This window comes from Arcicella sp. GW822-FHT02H01, from assembly GCF_058802005.1.
Genome location: NZ_JBXANT010000001.1, coordinates 1,550,338 through 1,569,036, shown reverse-complemented (window position 1 = coordinate 1,569,036; position 18,699 = coordinate 1,550,338). Strand labels below are relative to the sequence as shown.

General features: G+C 35.9%; 17 protein-coding genes. 13 read left to right on the top strand and 4 right to left on the bottom strand.

What is annotated here, in order from left to right:
- Positions 1-13 precede the first annotated feature (13 nt).
- The 5 genes from AC1RNE_RS06725 (at position 14) to upp (ending at position 3,948) form a co-directional block, all read left to right on the top strand.
- Positions 14-574 (top strand): hypothetical protein, encoded by a 561-nt coding sequence (locus tag AC1RNE_RS06725; protein WP_492800252.1) that lies wholly within the window; start codon positions 14-16, stop codon positions 572-574.
- 12 nt (positions 575-586) lie between these two features.
- Complete coding sequence (locus AC1RNE_RS06720; RefSeq protein ID WP_492800251.1) at positions 587-1,768, top strand: class I SAM-dependent methyltransferase; 1,182 nt, start codon at positions 587-589, stop codon at positions 1,766-1,768.
- Between the two features lie 216 nt (positions 1,769-1,984).
- Positions 1,985-2,539 (top strand): DUF1003 domain-containing protein, encoded by a 555-nt coding sequence (locus AC1RNE_RS06715; RefSeq protein ID WP_492800250.1) that lies wholly within the window; start codon positions 1,985-1,987, stop codon positions 2,537-2,539.
- Positions 2,540-2,563: 24 nt separating this feature from the next.
- Positions 2,564-3,133, top strand: coding sequence for a pentapeptide repeat-containing protein (locus AC1RNE_RS06710; RefSeq protein ID WP_492800249.1), 570 nt, complete (start codon positions 2,564-2,566; stop codon positions 3,131-3,133).
- Between the two features lie 170 nt (positions 3,134-3,303).
- Positions 3,304-3,948, top strand: a complete 645-nt coding sequence (gene upp, locus AC1RNE_RS06705) for a uracil phosphoribosyltransferase (protein WP_492800248.1) — start codon at positions 3,304-3,306, stop codon at positions 3,946-3,948.
- Here the strand turns inward: upp and AC1RNE_RS06700 are convergent.
- Positions 3,943-5,229, bottom strand: a complete 1,287-nt coding sequence (locus AC1RNE_RS06700; protein WP_492800247.1) for a DUF2851 family protein — start codon at positions 5,227-5,229, stop codon at positions 3,943-3,945. The genes upp and AC1RNE_RS06700 overlap by 6 nt on opposite strands.
- Positions 5,230-5,363: 134 nt before the next feature.
- Between AC1RNE_RS06700 and AC1RNE_RS06695 the strand changes: the two genes are divergently transcribed.
- Positions 5,364-5,489: a hypothetical protein gene (locus AC1RNE_RS06695; protein ID WP_492800246.1), complete on the top strand. Its 126-nt coding sequence runs from the start codon at positions 5,364-5,366 to the stop codon at positions 5,487-5,489.
- 77 nt (positions 5,490-5,566) lie between these two features.
- Here AC1RNE_RS06695 and AC1RNE_RS06690 read toward each other — a convergent pair whose 3' ends face one another.
- The 3 genes from AC1RNE_RS06690 to pckA all read right to left on the bottom strand — a co-directional run bounded on the left by AC1RNE_RS06690 (position 5,567) and on the right by pckA (position 10,044).
- The gene (locus tag AC1RNE_RS06690; RefSeq protein WP_492800245.1) at positions 5,567-6,967 is read right to left on the bottom strand and encodes a glycoside hydrolase family 30 protein; all 1,401 of its coding nucleotides are present in this window, start codon (positions 6,965-6,967) and stop codon (positions 5,567-5,569) included.
- 126 nt (positions 6,968-7,093) lie between these two features.
- Positions 7,094-8,134, bottom strand: a complete 1,041-nt coding sequence (fbp, locus tag AC1RNE_RS06685; RefSeq protein ID WP_492800244.1) for a class 1 fructose-bisphosphatase — start codon at positions 8,132-8,134, stop codon at positions 7,094-7,096.
- A 332-nt stretch (positions 8,135-8,466) separates the two neighbouring features.
- The gene (gene pckA / locus AC1RNE_RS06680) at positions 8,467-10,044 is read right to left on the bottom strand and encodes a phosphoenolpyruvate carboxykinase (ATP) (protein WP_492800243.1); all 1,578 of its coding nucleotides are present in this window, start codon (positions 10,042-10,044) and stop codon (positions 8,467-8,469) included.
- A 305-nt stretch (positions 10,045-10,349) separates the two neighbouring features.
- On the opposite strand from pckA, the gene AC1RNE_RS06675 reads away from it, so the two are divergent.
- The 7 genes from AC1RNE_RS06675 to AC1RNE_RS06645 all read left to right on the top strand — a co-directional run bounded on the left by AC1RNE_RS06675 (position 10,350) and on the right by AC1RNE_RS06645 (position 18,677).
- Positions 10,350-11,840 carry a helix-turn-helix domain-containing protein gene (locus AC1RNE_RS06675; protein ID WP_492800242.1) on the top strand — a complete coding sequence of 497 codons (1,491 nt, stop codon included), beginning with the start codon at positions 10,350-10,352 and terminating at the stop codon, positions 11,838-11,840.
- Between the two features lie 221 nt (positions 11,841-12,061).
- A complete protein-coding gene (locus tag AC1RNE_RS06670; protein WP_309914468.1) occupies positions 12,062-12,481 on the top strand; it encodes an IS1/IS1595 family N-terminal zinc-binding domain-containing protein in 420 nt (139 codons plus the stop codon).
- Between the two features lie 357 nt (positions 12,482-12,838).
- On the top strand, positions 12,839-14,422 hold the full coding sequence (locus AC1RNE_RS06665) for an MFS transporter (RefSeq protein ID WP_492800241.1): 1,584 nt from the start codon (positions 12,839-12,841) through the stop codon (positions 14,420-14,422).
- Between the two features lie 68 nt (positions 14,423-14,490).
- Entirely contained in the window at positions 14,491-14,715 is a 225-nt protein-coding gene (locus AC1RNE_RS06660; RefSeq protein ID WP_492800240.1) for a DUF6814 family protein, read from the top strand.
- A 615-nt stretch (positions 14,716-15,330) separates the two neighbouring features.
- Positions 15,331-15,546: a hypothetical protein gene (locus tag AC1RNE_RS06655; RefSeq protein ID WP_309914475.1), complete on the top strand. Its 216-nt coding sequence runs from the start codon at positions 15,331-15,333 to the stop codon at positions 15,544-15,546.
- Positions 15,539-18,247 (top strand): ATP-binding protein, encoded by a 2,709-nt coding sequence (locus AC1RNE_RS06650; RefSeq protein ID WP_492800239.1) that lies wholly within the window; start codon positions 15,539-15,541, stop codon positions 18,245-18,247. The genes AC1RNE_RS06655 and AC1RNE_RS06650 overlap by 8 nt, the downstream gene beginning before the upstream one ends.
- A gap of 43 nt (positions 18,248-18,290) precedes the next feature.
- Positions 18,291-18,677: a response regulator gene (locus tag AC1RNE_RS06645; RefSeq protein WP_309914481.1), complete on the top strand. Its 387-nt coding sequence runs from the start codon at positions 18,291-18,293 to the stop codon at positions 18,675-18,677.
- Positions 18,678-18,699: the final 22 nt, after the last annotated feature.

Genomic DNA, 18,699 nt, shown 5'->3' with positions numbered 1-18,699 from the left:
TTTTGTATTAGGAATGGCAAAATTAGAAAAAGAACTACAACAGGCAATTGTTTCAATGCCTCAGAAGGATAAAGATAAATTATTATTAAGGCTTATTGGCAAAGATGAGGTATTGATTCAACAATTAACCTTTACTTTGGTAGAAGAAGGGCTAACGGTTGAGTCGAGACGAGAAGATATCAAAATCATCATTGATACTTTATATGATACGCCTGTTTTCTCATCGGGTTATTTGATGATGGATATGCGTTTTACCAACGCTCAGATTACCCGTCATGTAAAAGTGACGAAAGATAAGTATGGTGAAGTAGAATTGACGTTGAAGCTCCTGAAAGATTGTTTTGAGAAACAACTGAAATGGATAGAAAAGTACAATTCAAAGTCGGATACATTAGCCCTTTATATCGTAAAACGAGTAGATTTTTTATTGAAAAAGCTCGTGAAACTTCACCCAGATATTCAGTTTGACTTTCATGCTGATACTAACACTTTGTTAGGATTCGTTCACAAGCACGGCACAGCGCATTATGCTAGAGAAATGGGCTTGCCAAAAATATTTGAAATCGCTGAGTAATATCCACATACCATGAACCAACCAGAACACTTAGCGACATTTATCCAGACTATCCATGAAAGTCTGCTCAATAATTCTTTCGTTAAAATATCATTAGGCAATTATAAAGGTGCTGAAGAACAACTCAAAAATATTTATATCAAAAGAGTTTTAATAAAAAAAGAAGAGAAACTTAGTTTTACATATCGCTATAAAACCCGAGACATTGTAAAAAACTTTGGTGTAACAGAAGGCATCGATTTAATAGAAAAAGCTTTACAAGAAGGCTTTAATATTGCTACGCTTTTTAGCACACAGTTTGATTTGATGATAGAAAAAATCAATCAGAAAACAGTACTTCGAAAAAATGCTTCTACCAATCCGAATGTTACTTCTTTAGAACACGACAAGGCTAAAAATCGCTTAATAAAACCGCAAGAAAAGCCTTATTTGCATGAATTGAAGATTACGGATGAAGAGGGGAATGTCTATAAAAATGCACAAGATAAATATCGACAGATAAACCATTATGTAGAAATACTAAGCACGTTAATCAAAGATATTCCTACACAAAACCTTTTGAAAGTAGCAGATATGGGCTCGGGGAAAGGATATTTAACCTTTGCGTTATACGACTACCTGACGAATGTATTAAAACTAGAAGCGGAGGTAACAGGCGTAGAGTTTAGACCCGATATGGTGCAATTATGTAATCGTATTGCCCAAAATACGGGTTTTGAGAAGCTTAATTTTGTAGAAGGTACCATTGAAGACTATAATAGCATTGGCACGAATATTTTAATTGCTCTTCATGCCTGCGATACTGCAACTGACGATGCTATTTATAAAGGAATCACGGCCCAAGCCGATTTGATTGTGGTAGCTCCGTGTTGTCATAAACAGATTAGACGAGAAATAGAAAAACATAAAGCTAGTAATGAACTAGACTTCCTGACAAAATATGGTATCTTTCTGGAACGTCAGGCAGAAATGGTGACGGATGGTATCAGGGCGATGATTCTGGAATATTTTGGCTATAAAACCAAAGTGTTTCAATTTATTTCGGATGCCCATACGCCTAAAAATGTATTAGTAGTAGGCATTAGGAACCCGAAAGTGCAACAAAAGAACCCAGAGATTTTAGAAAAACTAAAAGCAACCAAAGCTTATTTTGGTATTGAATACCATCATTTGGAGAAACTGTTTCAATTGTGAGTTTTTAGTTAGTGAATTGCGAGTTAGTGGGTTGCGAATTGTGAGTTAGTGAATTATCAGTTAGTGAATTTTTAATTGATAATTAATGAATTAACTTTTCTACGTTGATAAGTAATACCAACAATTTACAATTCCTCTTAACTAAAAAAACACTAACTCGCAATTCACTAATTAAAAACTCACTAACTCACAACCCACTAACTCACAATTACAATCATGAAAAAGAACTCTGAAATAGACAAGCTTTTAGCTGATGAAAGCCAACATATTGAAAAACTTCACCAAATCGTTGAAGATACGATTAAATCGGAACGCCTTATCGTAGAGGATCAACTAAATCCACCGATAGAAAATATTACACGAGGACAAGCTATTTCGGATAAAGTAGCTCAATTTGGGGGAAGCTGGAAGTTTATTATCATGTTTATCAGTATCCTTACTGTATGGATAATTTTTAATTCACTGATAGTTGCAAAATTCCGATTTGACCCTTATCCTTTTATTTTAATGAACTTGGTGTTATCATGTATTGCAGCCTTGCAAGCACCCATCATTATGATGAGTCAAAACCGACAAGAAGAAAAAGACAGGATACAAAGCGAAAATGACTATTTGGTTAACCTCAAAGCAGAAACTCAAATCAGGAGTTTACAGCAAAAGATGGATTTATTGTTGGAAGAGCAAATCAAAACACTTTTTGAAACACAAGCCAAACAATTTGCTTTATTGACTGAAATTAGTAAAAAACTGGAAAATAATAATACCAAATAGCCCTTAACATTATCTAACCCAATAATGAAAGAAGAATTCTATGAGCAAACTTTTGAGAAGATTGATTTTTCAAAACAAGCAATTACCCATAAAGAATACGATAGTTGCACCTTTAAAAACTGTGATTTTTCTAATGCTAACCTTTCCAATAACGATTTTATAGATTGTACTTTTGAAAGTTGTAATCTTAGTAGCGCTAACATCAATAATACCAGTTTAAAAACCGTAAAATTTATTGATTGTAAAATAATAGGGGTAGATTTTAGCATCAGTAAAGAGTTTTTGTTTGCAGTATATTTCAAAAATTGCTCTTTAAATTATACCTACTTTTTCAAAAAGAAACTTCAGAAAACGAAATTTGATAATTGCCAAATTCAAGAAGCAAATTTTACAGAGGCAGATTTGACGGGTGCTTCCTTCAATCAGTGCGATTTGTTGAATACTGTTTTTGAACAAACCAATTTGTCAAAAACAGACTTTAGGAGTGCAGAACATTTTGCGATTAATCCTGAAAAGAATACCATCAAAAAAGCAAGGTTTTCTTATGATGGATTGAGAGGATTATTATATCAGTATGATATTGTGATAGAGTAAGTTGATTGTTCAAAAATGGTTAATTATCTTTGAAATACTATCTAAAAAGACAGACAATTAAGTAATCAATACAATTGAAGAAACGTTTTATTTATCGTAAATAACGGATAATTAGGAATTCTACCGCGACTGCGGATCGTTCACCAATCACTATTTACTACTCACTACTTATGTTTATCTTAACTTCAACCAACACAATTGCCAATCATTTTATCGCTGAATTGCGTGATGTAACCGTTCAACAAGATGCGATGCGTTTCAGAAGAAATATGGAGCGACTAGGAGAGGTATTGGCGTATGAGATTTCTAAAACACTTAGTTATGAAAAGGCTTTTATCCAAAGTCCATTAGCCATTGCTAAAACAGAGCTTTTGAGTGAACAACCTGTTTTGGTGGCTATTTTACGGGCTAGTTTGCCTTTTCATCAAGGGTTTATTAATGTATTCGATAAGGCACAGAATGCTTTTATTGGGGCATATCGAGGTAAACATCGGGCAGATGAAACATTTGACATTCAAATGGATTATTTGGCAAGTCCAGACCTAACGGGCAAAACTATTATTTTAATAGACCCCATGTTGGCAACGGGGAAATCTTTGTTAAAATCGTATGAGGCACTCTTAGCCTACGGCAAACCTGCCAAAGTAATTATTGCTGCTGCCATTACTGCCCCCGAAGGAATAGCTTACTTACAACGAAATATGCCCGAAGCCGAGTTTTTCGTTGGAACAATAGATGACCATCTGAATGAAAAATATTACATCGTTCCGGGCTTAGGTGATGCTGGCGATTTAGCTTTTGGGTTGAAATTATAGCTTTTCTCGTAACAAGCTAATGCCTACTTCACAAGAAAGGCATTTCTTGGTACTACAAAACTGATTGAACCATTCAATACCCCCTTGGGAATCAAAAGCTGTTTTCATTGGCAAATCTAATGTTTGCCAATGTTTAGTGATTTTATTGTTCTCAGCAGGCAATTCTTCTAAAAATCGGATAGCCTTTTCGAGGTATCTTTCATCATCTTTTTGTTTGCTATAAGATACTAGCAATGGTACAACGGTATTGATGACAATATTCTCTACCGAAGTTTCTCCAATAATCGGGACTTTCCCCGTTGCTTCCTTCCCAAAAACATAGTGTTCTTGCCAATAATCCGATTGTTCTATCTTAAAGGTCTTGGAAACATTTTCGATATTGTCGAGATGCAGTATTACCGAAAACAGATTGATATTTTCTTGAATGATCTTAGCAAATTGTGCTAGCCTGACTGTCGGGAAATTAGCAGGTCTTAGTCGTAAATATTTCCATTCGTGTGCTCCAAGAATATCACCTTGTAGTTGGTATTTAGCCGAAAGAAATTGAAATTCCTTGGCTAGTTTTGTTTGATATTCATCCTCCAAACTATTCGCTGATAAAAAACCAGCTACACCAAAAATCAATGCTTCAAGCTGAAAAAGGTTATCACGATGTTTGCCCAGTACTTTCAAAGGTAAAGCTTTTGCTAAGCGAAAAAAGGGTTCAGCATTTAGTTTAAAACCAAAGTTTTTTGCCAATGTTTGATACGCCGTTTCTTCCCAATCTTGGTTGTTTTCGGATAAATATTGATGTACAAACAAAGCTTTATTTGCTAGTCGTTGCATCAATACCTTGTCAAGCATCGCATATTTCTTTACTCCAGATACCTTCTGGAATTGCGAATAACAGGCCATAGACTGTTTGCTTTCAAGCAAAGCCTGATATTTCTGTGCCAAAGAATAATCCGTCTTATTAGAAAGAATCAGTGTTGGTATTTTGGTTTTGTCACTTCTTACAATAGGTTTGTCATCTTGCCAAACCACATGAAGAATTACGTTTTGATACGCCACATCCGAATCATGGGCATGGATATTCCAATCAGAAGATTTTACATGAATTTCAACCGTACCAGCCCATTCTACCTCATCAATCAGTAGTCTGGCATCTTGAAAATCTGCCCCAGCGTTGGTGTTGGGCTGTCCAATTCTTAAAACTTGAATCGTTTCATCATCAGTAGTTTGTAGGCAAGATTTATCAAAATATTGAAATTGCCATAGAAAGTGTAGAAAGGCTTCGTTCATTTAGTGTAGTATTAAGTGTATAAACAAAAATAATGACTTTTGTGGATTTGTGGATGATAGTGGGGGATTTTTTTAATTGATTAAGAATCGTGTTATCGTTAGAAGTGTTATTTTTGATGTAATAAAAGAAGAATATGAAAACAGAAAATAATATTTTAACCCTTGATAAATTTAAGGATAAGTATTACAGCAAACGTGGCTCAGCACGGCGAGAGAAATTAAAAAAAGGGTATAAAAATTTTAAAGAATTGTTGAACTAGGTTTAGACGGACATTTAGATGTTTCAATAAAACTTTGAGGAGTATTTATTTTATTAATAAATACTCCTCAAAGACACTTACCAAACATAAGTAGCCACCATTCCCGCTTCTAACGTCTGCACTGCTTTTTTGCCTTGATAGGAAATGTTGAATTTCTGAGGCTTAATGCTTTCATTTTGTACAATCAAAACCTTTTTGCCTGTTGGCGTTTTGAATGCTACATTTGTCAATGTCATCGTATTGTTAGAGGCTATTCTTACAGAATTTGGTCGGACAAATTTAGAGGCATGGGCAATGATATAATAAGCAGGATTACGGATAATATTATTTTTATCAATCGTAATGGCTCCTAAACATTCCGTACAGCCACCTTCAGTATGTGGGTTTTGTTTAGGGTCGGCGGCTAAGTTCCATTCCAACACAGTCTTACACCAGTTTCGTGGACCACCAATAATCAAGCTTTTGATATGCCAGCCTAAATCCCCTGGGAAATTCCCCGGACTGCCAATCCACTGCTCTGTAAAATATAGGTTTTTATCAGGATGGGCATTGTGAACATCCGTCAAAGCGTGGATACTTCCGCCATATAAATGAAAGGCTGAGCCATCAATGTATTTTTTGGCTTCGGGGTCGTCTAAAATACTGATAGGATAATCTGGGCGGTCGGCATTATGGTCATAAATGATAATCTTGGTGTCTATTTTCGCTGTTTTGAAAGTTGGGCCAAGGTGTTTTTTTACAAACAGTGCCTGTTCTTCTGGCAACATTAATAGACTTGGATTATTGCCAGGGTGTAATGGCTCATTCTGAACAGTCATGGCATCTATTCTGATACCTTCCTTTTTCATTTCTTGCACATATTTAGCTAAATATTTAGCGTAAGTAGTATAATATTCGGGCTTCAAACTTCCACCTTTTGAACTCCCATTCGTTTTCATCCAAGTCGGCGGAGACCACGGTGAAGCAAGAATTTTAATGTCGGGATTAATGGCTAAAATCTGTTTTAATACTGGAATAAGGTATTGTTGGTCGGGAGCGAGGTTGAATTTAGCTAGTTCAGTATCTGTTTGTCCGTTAGGCAAATCATCATAAGAAAAAACATGGTCGTCTAAGTCGGAAGCACCCACGCTAATTCTTAGATAACTGACACCAATATTGTTGTTATTGGTCGCAAAAAGCTCTTTTAACAAAGCACTTCTTTCATTAGCCCCCATTTGATTAATCAACATCGCACTTCCGCCCGTAAGGGTAAACCCAAAACCATCCATTTTCTGGAAAGTTTTACTTTCGTCTACCATGATACTGGGCAAAGTGTTACTGGTAACTTCAAAGTTAAACGTCTTTGCTTGTTTCTGGAATAATATAGATTTATCAGGACTCGTCAGCCAAATTTCTGCATTTTTAGATTGAGCCTTTATATCAAAATGGTTAATGAAGTATAAGCCAATGATGAAGATGATATGGTAAATATTTTTCATGTTAAAAAGATTATTTTGCACAGAGATTGTATCGGAATGCAAAATAATCTTTTTTGTTGAGGAAGTATTATCCTGCCTTATTTGTTTTATGTTACTAATCAATAGAGATTGATTTTTGGAAGGATACTAAAGCCCTGCTTTTATTTGTTCCATTAAAAAAGTGTGATATTTTTCCAGTTTCTTCTGTAACTGCGTTAACTGATTTTTAGAACCCAGATAGACGGTATTCCGTTGGTGAATGCTTTCAGGAACAACATCTAAAATACTTTGCATACCATCAGACGACAATCCGCCTGCCTGTTCAATCACAAAAGCCAACGGATAGCATTCATACAGCAATCTTAGTTTACCTTCTTTTGCTTTTCGAGTTGGGGGATACATATAAATACCTCCCTTCAATAGATTTCGGTGAAAATCGCCAACTAAAGAACCAATATAACGAGCCATACATCCAGAATGCTTGCGCATATCTTGAATAAAGTCTTTCACAGGATTAGTGAATTCTTCAAAGTAAGCCTCATTCACGGAATAAATTTTACCCTCTTCAGGCATTTTTATATCTGCATGCGACAGAAAATATTCGCCTAATGAATTTTCATAAGTAAAGGCATTCACACCTTTGCCAGTAGTATAAACCATGATAGTCGACGAGCCGTACAGAATATACCCTGCTGCCACTTGCTTGCGTCCGCCTTGTAAAAAATCATCTTCAACCGCAGGAGAGCCAATATCACTTACACGTCTATAAATCGAAAAAATCGTTCCGATGGAAACATTTACATCAATATTAGACGAACCATCTAGGGGGTCCATTGCTACTACATACTTGGCATTATAATTCCCTGTTTGAATAATCTCATCGTCTTCCTCAGAAAGAATCCCCACTACTTCACCACCATTTACTAATGCCCGAATAAATCGGATATTAGCAATCATATCCAGTTTCTGTTGCGCTTCCCCTTGAATGTTTGAACTCCCTAAAGCACCTGTAATATCAATCAAGCCTGCGCGATTGATTTCACGGTTAATGATTTTGGAAGCAAGGGCAATATCTCGTAATAATTGCGATAGCTCGCCTTTTGCATAAGGGAAAGCCTCCTGTTGACGATTAATAAATCTATCAAGCGTTGTGCCAACAGGTAAAGCTAGTGTCAGATTATTAGTCATAGTATAAAGGGTTTTTTTAGCTGTGAGATATGAGCTTTGAGCCGTGAGCTGTAAGCTTTCGGTCATCGGATTTTTTTAGCTTTGAGCTGTCAGCCGTGAGTTATGAGCTTTGGGATTTCAGCTTTTAAGTATTAAGTATAATATATGCACGTATTGAATATACAAGTACTGAATTTGGTTTTTAAACTTATTAAACCCGTAGCGGTTACCGCTACAGGGTTTTTTTATGCAAATCGGTGCTAAATCTCAAATCTCACTGCTCATAGCTCAAAGCTAAAAAATCCGACGACCGAAAGCTGATAGCTCAAAGCTTACAGCTCACAGCTCACAGCTCAAAAGCTTATCGCTAAAAAATTTTCCTCAAAAGCCTTCGCTAGACTTTTAGCTTTTTGGTCATAAGCGTCTTTGTCTGCCCATGTATTTTTGGGGTTAAGCAACTCTGCTGGCACATTTGGGCATTCTTCAGGCATTTCTAAACCAAATATATCATGTTTATTGAAATTTGTATGCGCTAATTCACCTTTTAATACTGCATGAATCATAGCACGGGTATAAGTCAATTTTATTCTTGACCCTACACCATAACCACCACCCGACCAGCCAGTATTGATGAGCCAAACTTGTACGTTACTAGCCTTAATTTTCTCTCCCAGTAAATGGGCATATTTAAGTGGATGGAGCGGTAAAAAGGCAGCCCCAAAGCAAGCCGAAAAGGTAGCTTGAGGTTCTTTAATGCCCATTTCCGTACCCGCCAATTTAGACGTATAACCTGCCACAAAGTAGTACATCGCTTGCTCAGTACTCAGTTTTGAGATAGGCGGTAACACTCCAAAGGCATCTGCCGTAAGAAAGAAAATATTCTTCGGGGCATTGCCTACTGAAGGCATTGCTACATTCGGAATAAAATTAATTGGATACGCCGTTCTAGTATTTTCTGTCACACTTCGGTTACTATAATCTACCGTTTTTGTACCTGTAACGAAACGAGTATTTTCTAAAATAGCACCATAGCGAATAGCCCTAAAAATCTCAGGTTCTTGCTCTTCGCTCAGGTTAATTACTTTAGCATAACAGCCTCCTTCAAAATTAAAAACTTGCTTATCGTCCCAACCATGCTCGTCGTCGCCAATCAGATTTCTGTGTGGGTCGGCAGATAAAGTAGTTTTTCCTGTACCCGACAAACCAAAGAATAAAGCCGTGTCGCCATCCTCACCAATATTGGCAGAGCAGTGCATCGAAAGTACTTTTTTCTCCTCAGGAAGGGTAAAATTCAGTACCGTAAAAATTCCCTTTTTCATTTCCCCCGCATAAGCCGTTCCGCCAATCAGAATGATTTTTCGGGTAAAATCAATGATGGTGAAATTACTTTGACGAGTACCATCTATCGTTGGATTCGCTTCAAAATCAGGCACATTCAAGATTGTCCATTCAGGCTCAAAGATTTCTATTTCACTTGTAGTGGGTCTGAGAAACAAATGATGACAAAACAGGTTGTGCCAAGCCAACGTGTTGATAATTAAAACATTGATGCGATGTTCGGGAGTAGCACAAGCATAACTATAACGAGCGTACAGCTTTTTATTAGCTACAAATGTTAACATTTTTTGATAAAGAGCCTCGAATTTATCAGGGTCAAAGGCTTGGTTGATTGCACCCCAAGCTACTGTGTCGGCAGTCTTGTCGTCATAGACCGTAAACTTGTCTTTTGGCGAACGACCAGTAAACTTACCAGTGTCGCACATAAATGCACCTTTGTCAGTAAGCGTTCCTTCTCCGTTTTTCAAAGCCTCTTCAATCAAAGTTGAAACACTGAGATTCAGATGAATATCAGTATGAAGGCTTAGGGTCGGGTGGTTCACTTTTTGTTTAGCGATAGCGCTAAGGTCAGAAGTAAGCGTATCATTTTTCATGTTTGTAATTGTTAATTTGATCAAAACGAAACTGAAAATATTGAAGCCTTCGAAAGCCTTACAAAATTATATTAGCGTAAAATTAAAAACAAGCGAAATTTCGCTAATATGAAAATAAATTTAATTTTATGTTAAAATTCATGTATAATATTATAATAGTTCAATTTTTAGATTAATTTGAAAAATAATTCACAGCATTGATTAAAAAAAGGAGAGTACAGAAGAGTAAAGCGAAAATTCGCTATTTTTATTTCCCAGTATAATGTTCCAGCAAATAGTATTAGCTTTGTGGAAATTTTATAACAATGAGTGTGAACAGCGATAAAGTAAAAATAATATTCGGACTAAAAATCAGACAGTTGCGTCTGGATAAAAAACTCTCGTTAAGCGAAGTAGCCGAAAAATCTAAACTTTCGATTTCATACTTAAATGAAATTGAAAAAGGGAAGAAATATCCTAAAACTGAAAAAATAATGGCTTTGTCTGAAGCCTTAGCAATAGATTACGATTCGCTTGTTTCCTTAAAGCTGAGTAAGCAATTAGAACCCATTGCTGAACTATTGAACTCTAATATTCTTACGGAGTTACCTTTAGAGATTTTTGGCGTTGAACCTTCTGACTTTATTGAGTTGATGTCGGAAGCTCCTGCCAAAATCAGTGCCTTTATTAGTACAATTGTAGAAATTGGGCGGAATTATGATATGAGTGTCGAGCAGTTTTACTTTTCAGTATTGCGGTCATATCAAGAAATGTATGATAACTATTTTGAAGATTTAGAACAGTCAGCCCAGCAATTTAGAAAACTCTTTGAAATATCTGCTACTACCTCGCCTAATGAAAAACTCTTGGCCGATATCCTTCAAAATTTCTATGGCTATCATATCGAAGAGTTTTCAAAAGAACAATATCCTGAATTAATTTCGATTCGGTCGGTGTTCAATCCAGCTACTTCAAAACTACTCATCAATAAGGATTTAAGTACCGAACAAAAAACCTTTACGTATGGGCGAGAAATAGGCTATCAGTTTTTACAATTGAAAAAAAGGTCTAATGTTTCGTCGGTTATTGAAGTAGATTCTTTCGAAGAAGTCCTTAATAATTTTAGGGCATCTTATTTCGCAGGAGCGATTTTGATTAACAAAGATATTCTGATTGATAGATTGACATATTTTTTCGCTTCCCCAAAATGGGACGAAAATATGTTGTTGAGCATCATGCGATTGTTCAATGTAACGCCCGAGATATTTATGCACAGATTGTCTAATTTGATGACGAACCATTTTAAGATTAATAATCTTTTTTTCCTTCGTTTCAATAATCAAATAGATGATGATTTGTTCTATTTAACCAAAGAAATGCACCTAGCCAAACTTCATACCCCGCATGGCACGGCACTCCCCGAACATTATTGCAGGAGATGGATGGCATTAACGATTTTAAAAGATTTAGAGAAAATACAAAAGGCAGAAGGCTATGATGCAGAAAAGGTATTATGCAAGGCACAGGTCTCTGAATACATGGATACTGGCAACCACTATTTAGTCATCTGTTTGGCAAAGCCTTCGCCTCCAAATTTAAGAATGAATAGTAGCGTTACTTTGGGTTTTGCCATTGACGATACCCTAAAAGGTATGGCTCAATTTTTACAAGATTCAGCCCTGAAACATCGAAAAGTAAATGAAACGTGCGAAAGATGTGGAGCTGTAGATTGTGCAGAGAGAATGAGACCTCCGTATGTTTTGCAAAAAAGACAAGCCAAAGAAAAAATAAAAGAATCAATCGCAAAATTGAGTTAAGCCTAAGTATTGATGAATTGATTTCTTTGAAATGTACAAGGGTTAATATGGTTTGTTGTACAAAACGAATAAAATTCTGATATTTTAATTATTTCAAAATAAAATTTTGAAATAAAATGATTTTAAAACCATTTTCACGTGTAAAAATAAGTTTATCCTAAGTATTGTATTGTTGCTTAATTGATATATATTTGCTAAATATACTATATCGTATTATTTCTATGAAAAATCCAAATTGTCCCCGCTGCGACTCCCAAAATGTTACTAAAAGTGGCGTAATCAAAGAAAAACAACGTTTTAAATGTAAAGACTGTAATTATAACTTTACAGTAGAAAAGCTAGGAAAGGGAATCTCAGCCTATTATGTTATCAAAGCTTTACAATTATATATAGAAGGAGTAAGCTATCGTGAAATAGAAAGACTACTAGGGGTTTCGCACGTATCTGTGATGAATTGGGTGAAAAAATATCAAATCAAAATACCTAAAAACTCTGATTATTACCCTACCTATAAGATAATGAATCATAAAGAGTTAGCGGCTTTTTATGCGGATAGAGAAAATCTGAGGGATTCTGGGATGATTGTCACTGAATTAGGAGATAAGTTTATGTTGATAAAATGGGAGCGTCTGAAACATTAAATTTTTGATACTCCGTCAATAAATAAAAGACATATTTGAAGAAGGGCTAGGATATTTTTCTAGCCCTTTTTTTGTTGAACTATACTTAAATAGCGTTACTATACCAATGCTGTCGAAGAGATAGTTTTTTTTTTGACCTTTGGTGGTTCGTGTTCAATAAAAACACGTTAAAGTACAAAAAAATATATGGCTGAAATAGGATAAAAATTAGTATTGTACTAATTGTTTTCAGCCACTGAATTTTTGTATTAAAATATGAAATAACTGTTAGCAATAAACTTATAAATAATGTACTAATGCTTTTAATCACTATAAAATATTCACTCTAAAAATAAAACCCCTTATCTAATTAACGTTATGACAGTAGAACACACAGTAAAGAAAACTTCGACTAAACAACTCGCTGCAATTATTGGCGCTTCGTCGGTAGGAACACTTATTGAATGGTACGATTTTTATATATTTGGCAGTTTAGCAACAATCATTTCAACCCAGTTTTTCCCAAAAGATAATCCTACAGCAGCTTTCCTTTCTACGTTAGCTACCTTTGCCGCAGGTTTCGTTGTTCGTCCATTCGGAGCATTATTCTTTGGTCGCTTGGGCGATTTAATTGGTCGTAAATATACCTTTATGGTTACGTTAGTGTTGATGGGCGGAGCTACTTTTGCCATCGGCTTAGTACCCAAATATGAAACAATAGGCTTTTTTGCTCCATTGATTGTGTTAGTGCTTAGACTTTTACAAGGCCTAGCCTTGGGGGGTGAATATGGCGGAGCAGCCACGTATGTAGCCGAACATTCCCCTGCTAATGAACGTGGATTTTGGACGTCTTGGATTCAGATTACGGCAACTGCAGGCTTGTTTATTTCCCTAGGCGTTATATTATTGACCAAAAACATGATGTCGAAAGAATCATGGGAAGATTGGGGCTGGCGTATACCTTTTATGGTTTCTATCATCATGGTTTATGTATCGGTGTTGATTCGTAAAAATATGTCGGAATCACCGCTTTTTGCCAAAGCCAAGGCGGAAGGAAAAACTTCAACCAACCCATTGAAAGAATCGTTTGGTAATAAATTAAACTTCAAATTTGTATTATTAGCCTTATTTGGAGCTACAATGGGACAAGGCGTAGTGTGGTACACAGGTCAGTTTTATGCACAAACATTCTTGTTGAAAATCATGAACGTAGATTTCGACCAAGCCAATACATTATTAATCATTGCCTTAATGATGGGGACGCCTCTGTTTGTATTTTTTGGATGGTTGTCAGATAAAGTGGGTCGCAAGCCTATCATGTTAGCAGGAATGTTGTTTGCAATTCTTGCCTATCGACCTATTTACGAGAAAATGTACCAGACCACTAACTTGAATCATAAAGATGAGATTAGTGCTGAAACAAAAATAGAAACAAAGCATATTTTAGTAGCCAATTCAACCACAGATTCATTGATTACCATGACTATCAGCAAGGTTTATACAGATGGTACAACTTATAAAGAAGTAAAAAAACAAACTTTACTCGCTGGAAAATCAGAAACTGAACAACCTAAACCTGAAATCAGTAAAACTGTTAAAATCAACAATAGCGACCATTGGACGCTGGTTTGGCTAGTGTTTGTTCAATTAGTGTTTGTCACAATGGCTTATGGACCCATTGCTGCCTTTTTGGTAGAGATGTTCCCTGTCAAAATTCGTTATACTTCTATGTCTCTGCCATACCACATAGGTAATGGTGTATTCGGAGGATTAATGCCAGCTATTGCTACTTATTTGGTTACTAAAGCGAAAGACACGAATGAAATAGCTGAAAAAACTGGGCAGGCTGTTATCAATACTCAGCCTTATTTAGAAGGATTGAACTATCCAATATTGATAGCAAGCGTATGTTTTGTAATTGGCTTGTTATATATCAAGGAGGATAAAAGTATCAGAGATTAATTGCTCAAGATTAAACGATTTCGACGTTATTAAACATTTATGTTAAAACACATTATCATTAAAAAGAGATGAATAGCATCAAGAAAATATTAGGTATCGTTTGGATACTTTTAGGGTTGGCAACTGCCTATTTTGGGATTTTTGAATTGGGCATTCCTAAATTTGCTTCGGGGAATCAGGAAGATTTAGTGTTTGGTATTATCATCATGATTGTATTGACACCAATCATTACTGGAGGATTATTGATTTTTGGAAAGTATGCTCTTTCGGGAGAGTATGATACTGAGGATTAAATTAATTGAAAAAGTTTTTAAAGAAATTTTCTTTAGAATAAAAAGTTTTAGAAGTTTGATATTTATTATCGTTCTGTCCTTACTTTTCTTGTCTTGATACAAGAAAAGTAACCGCGCGGCGGACCGCAAAAGAAAATCAAGAATTCCTAATCGCATCGGCGAACCGACTCGCTTCGCTCAAACAGTAGGAATTCGTTGTTCATCAATCATAAAAAAGCGGTCCAAATTAGTTTTTCAACCGCTTTTTTATGATTTTGAAATTCGGGATGACTCATGTTTTATGATTGATAGTTCCGTTAGGAACAGAATATCGGTAGAAATATCATGTTAATATCCCAATCTAGCCCCATCGGGGCGAAATATTTCGCCCCGATGGGGCTAAGAGAAAAATGTTGTTTAAACACTACCGATATATCGCCTCTATGAGGCTTATTAAACCTCTCTATTTTAATTGAAAATCAAAATGACTCATATTTTTTTTGTTTAGATATTTCTATTAAAATGATTGTGTATAATATTTTACCAACTATAGTTATCTCTTTCTGAGAAGAGTTAAATTTTTACCTTAAATTGTGATAAAATTAAGGTCTGGTGTCAAAGGTCTTATCGTTTATCATGAAAGAGAAATTAAAGAATCAAAAACTTTTGGTTTTAGGAGTTGTGTTTACAATTCTCTTTAATTTCCCTATTCTTTCGATTGTCAATCACGACACAAAGATTAATGGTATCCCTACACTTTACTTCTATTTCTTTTCTATTTGGGTATTATTCATCATTATCATTTATTGGAGCGTCCGCAACAAAGAGCAAGAAATTAATAAAGATGAATAGTGCAGTATTGATATTAACCTCTCTGCTCTATCTGGTTTTCCTTTTCGGAGTAGCTTATTGGGCTGAACAACGTTCTGCTAAAGGCAAAAGCATTGTCAACAATCCCTATATTTATGCTTTATCTCTAGCAGTTTATTGTACGGCATGGACATTCTATGGCTCAGTAGGCAGGGCAGTAACTAATGGCATTGAGTTCGTAACGGTGTTTATCGGACCGTCTTTAATGATGCCCCTTTGGTGGATAGTCCTTCGTAAAATTATCAGGATTTGTAAAGTCCAACGGATTACTTCTATCGCCGATTTCATTTCTTCTCGTTATGGCAAAAATGCCACCTTGGGCGTCATCGTAACCATAATCTGTATTTTAGGCATTTTACCCTACATCGCTATTCAGCTAAAAGCCATTTCAAATAGTTTCCTAATTGTAGCCGAAGCCTCTGGTGAAATCAGTAGCCAAGGTTTTTTCGCAAATGATTTAGCCTTTTATATTACCATCGTACTATCCGTTTTTACCATCATCTTTGGTACCCGTACTATCGACTCTACCGAGCGTCACGAAGGCATGGTAACAGCCATTGCGGTAGAGTCTATCATTAAGCTAGTCGCTTTTTTGATAGTAGGAATTTTTGTCAGCTATGTTATTTTTGATGGCTTAGGAGATATTTTTCAAAAAGCATCCCAAGTCCCTGCCTTACAGAAAGTTTTTGTCATAGACGCCCAACAGGATACTTCGGGTTGGTTTTGGCATTTATTGTTATCCATGATGGCCATCATGTTTTTACCACGCCAGTTTCAAGTAGCCGTCGTAGAAAACGTTGATGAAAAGCACCTCAATAAAGCCCTTTGGCTTTTTCCTTTGTATTTATTGTTAATCAATATTTTTGTAATACCGATAGCGATGGGTGGGGCATTGCTATTTCCCAATCATCTAGTGAATTCTGATGGATACGTGTTAGCGATTCCGCTAAAATTCAACCAAGATTTTATTACCCTCCTTACCTACATAGGTGGGTTTTCGGCAGCCACTAGTATGATTATTGTGGAAACCATCGCCCTGAGTGTAATGATTTCCAACAATATCGTCATGCCAGTGATACTAAAGAAAACAACTATGCAAGACAGGTTTGCAGGGAATTTAAGTGCTTTAGTAAAATACATCCGTCGTGCGTCAATTATCTTGATTTTACTACTAGCCTACCTATATTACAAAACCATTGCCGAACATTACTCGTTGGTTTCCAACGGAATGGTGTCTTTTGCTGCGGTATCACAATTTGGACCTGCCATTATAGGCGGAATTTTTTGGAAAAATGCTACTAAAAAAGGAGCTTTAATAGGGTTATTAGTAGGCACATTTTTTTGGTTTTATACCTTAGTCGTCCCGTCGATGGTGAGGGCTGGTTTTCTGCCAGAATCAATTGTCGAAACGGGATTGATGGGCTTTTCGGTCTTGAAACCTTATTCATTGTTTGGTTTAGAAGGCATGGATAGTATTTCGCATGGTTTGTTCTGGAGCTTACTCTTGAATATTTTCTGTTATGTTTATTTCTCCATCAATAGTCATGTCAGTTCGATAGAGCATAATCAGGCAGTAATTTTTGTAGATATTTTTGAATATTCAGAGCAAGTAGAAAACCCAACGATTTGGCGAGGGACGGCTCATTTATCAGATATTCAATCGTTATTGAGTAACTTTCTAGGGGAAAAAAGAGCAGAGAAAATATTGAATTTATATGCCCAGAAACATAAAATTAGGCTGATTAATACGAAGGTTGACCCACAAATTGTGACCTACGTTGAAAAATTGTTAGCAGGTATTGTAGGAACGGCTTCGGCGAGAATGATGATTTCGTCGGTTTCAAAAGAAGAAAGTATTTCGACAGAAGAAGTAATTAGAATACTGAAATCATCACAAAGTTTATTATCAGCCAACAAAGAACTAAAAAGAAAATCTGTCGCTTTAGAAAGAGCCACCACTGAACTAAAAGAAGCCAACGAGATACTGCAAAAGACAGATAAACTCAAAGACGATTTTTTATCAACTGTTGCCCATGAAATCAGAACACCGCTTACTTCCATCAGGGCATTATCAGAAATTGTCTATGATAATCCTGATATGGACTTGGAGGAACGAGAACATTTTTTAAGCACCGTAGTAAAGGAATCCGACAGACTCAGCAGGCTAATCAATCAAGTGCTGGATTTAGAAAAATATGAATCGGGTAAGCAAAAGCTGATTTTAGAAGATGTTGATATTCAAGAGATTGTAAAAGATTCTATCGATGCCCTATACCAACAAGCCAAAGAGAAGGAAATAAAGGTTGTTTTTATTCCTGACCGTTTTGCACCAAAGTTCAAGGCTGATAAAGACAAACTAATTCAGGTAGTAGTCAATCTTTTATCGAATGCTGTTAAATATTGCGAACCACAAAAAGGAGAAATTATATTAGCTACCCATTACGCTGACAACAATATTTACATCAGTGTGCAAGACAATGGTGCTGGAATTGACAAGCATTCTCAACGGTTGATTTTTGATAAGTTTTTTCAAGCAGAAGACCAAACCATTAAAAAACCAATTGGCAGTGGCTTAGGGTTGGCTATTTCCAAAAAGATTGTAGAGTTACATAACGGAGAAATTTGGGTAGAAAGTGAAGTCGGAAAGGGTGCGAAATTCACTTTTATGATTTCGGTTGTTTAGCTTACCCATCAATAATAATCACATATACTATTGAAATAAAGATATGAAAAAGATAATAAAAGTATTAATCGTTGATGATGAACCTAGCATTTTGATGTCTTTAGAATTTTTAATGAAGAAAGAAGGCTACAGTGTTTTTATCGCACGTGATGGCTCTGAAGCCTTAGAAATTATTGAAAAAGAAGTACCTTCTATTATTCTATTAGATATTATGATGCCCCGTGTAGATGGGTATGAAGTATGTAGAATTATCAAAGAAAGCATTCGGTTTCAGCATATCAAAATTGTATTCTTAAGTGCCAAAAACAAAGAAGCAGATATTGAAAAAGGGTACCTGACTGGTGCAGATTTGTATGTCTCAAAACCGTTTTCAACAAGAACATTAGTGGCAAAAATCAATACTTTGGCATTAGGAATTGTTTCAAATTAGGAGGTAGTAATGTCCTGATGCT

Excerpts from the sequence above, each read along its gene's own strand:
- AC1RNE_RS06700 (WP_492800247.1), bottom strand. The coding sequence starts at position 5,229 with ATGAACGAAGCCTTTCTACACTTTCTATGGCAATTTCAATATTTTGAT.
- AC1RNE_RS06725 (WP_492800252.1), top strand. The coding sequence starts at position 14 with ATGGCAAAATTAGAAAAAGAACTACAACAGGCAATTGTTTCAATGCCT.
- AC1RNE_RS06670 (WP_309914468.1), top strand. The coding sequence starts at position 12,062 with ATGAAAAATCCAAATTGTCCCCGCTGCGACTCCCAAAATGTTACTAAA.
- AC1RNE_RS06675 (WP_492800242.1), top strand. The coding sequence starts at position 10,350 with ATGAGTGTGAACAGCGATAAAGTAAAAATAATATTCGGACTAAAAATC.
- AC1RNE_RS06715 (WP_492800250.1), top strand. The coding sequence starts at position 1,985 with ATGAAAAAGAACTCTGAAATAGACAAGCTTTTAGCTGATGAAAGCCAA.
- pckA (WP_492800243.1), bottom strand. The coding sequence starts at position 10,044 with ATGAAAAATGATACGCTTACTTCTGACCTTAGCGCTATCGCTAAACAA.
- AC1RNE_RS06660 (WP_492800240.1), top strand. The coding sequence starts at position 14,491 with ATGAATAGCATCAAGAAAATATTAGGTATCGTTTGGATACTTTTAGGG.
- AC1RNE_RS06695 (WP_492800246.1), top strand. The coding sequence starts at position 5,364 with ATGAAAACAGAAAATAATATTTTAACCCTTGATAAATTTAAGGATAAG.
- AC1RNE_RS06645 (WP_309914481.1), top strand. The coding sequence starts at position 18,291 with ATGAAAAAGATAATAAAAGTATTAATCGTTGATGATGAACCTAGCATT.
- AC1RNE_RS06690 (WP_492800245.1), bottom strand. The coding sequence starts at position 6,967 with ATGAAAAATATTTACCATATCATCTTCATCATTGGCTTATACTTCATT.
- AC1RNE_RS06655 (WP_309914475.1), top strand. The coding sequence starts at position 15,331 with ATGAAAGAGAAATTAAAGAATCAAAAACTTTTGGTTTTAGGAGTTGTG.
- AC1RNE_RS06665 (WP_492800241.1), top strand. The coding sequence starts at position 12,839 with ATGACAGTAGAACACACAGTAAAGAAAACTTCGACTAAACAACTCGCT.
- upp (WP_492800248.1), top strand. The coding sequence starts at position 3,304 with ATGTTTATCTTAACTTCAACCAACACAATTGCCAATCATTTTATCGCT.
- AC1RNE_RS06710 (WP_492800249.1), top strand. The coding sequence starts at position 2,564 with ATGAAAGAAGAATTCTATGAGCAAACTTTTGAGAAGATTGATTTTTCA.
- fbp (WP_492800244.1), bottom strand. The coding sequence starts at position 8,134 with ATGACTAATAATCTGACACTAGCTTTACCTGTTGGCACAACGCTTGAT.
- AC1RNE_RS06650 (WP_492800239.1), top strand. The coding sequence starts at position 15,539 with ATGAATAGTGCAGTATTGATATTAACCTCTCTGCTCTATCTGGTTTTC.
- AC1RNE_RS06720 (WP_492800251.1), top strand. The coding sequence starts at position 587 with ATGAACCAACCAGAACACTTAGCGACATTTATCCAGACTATCCATGAA.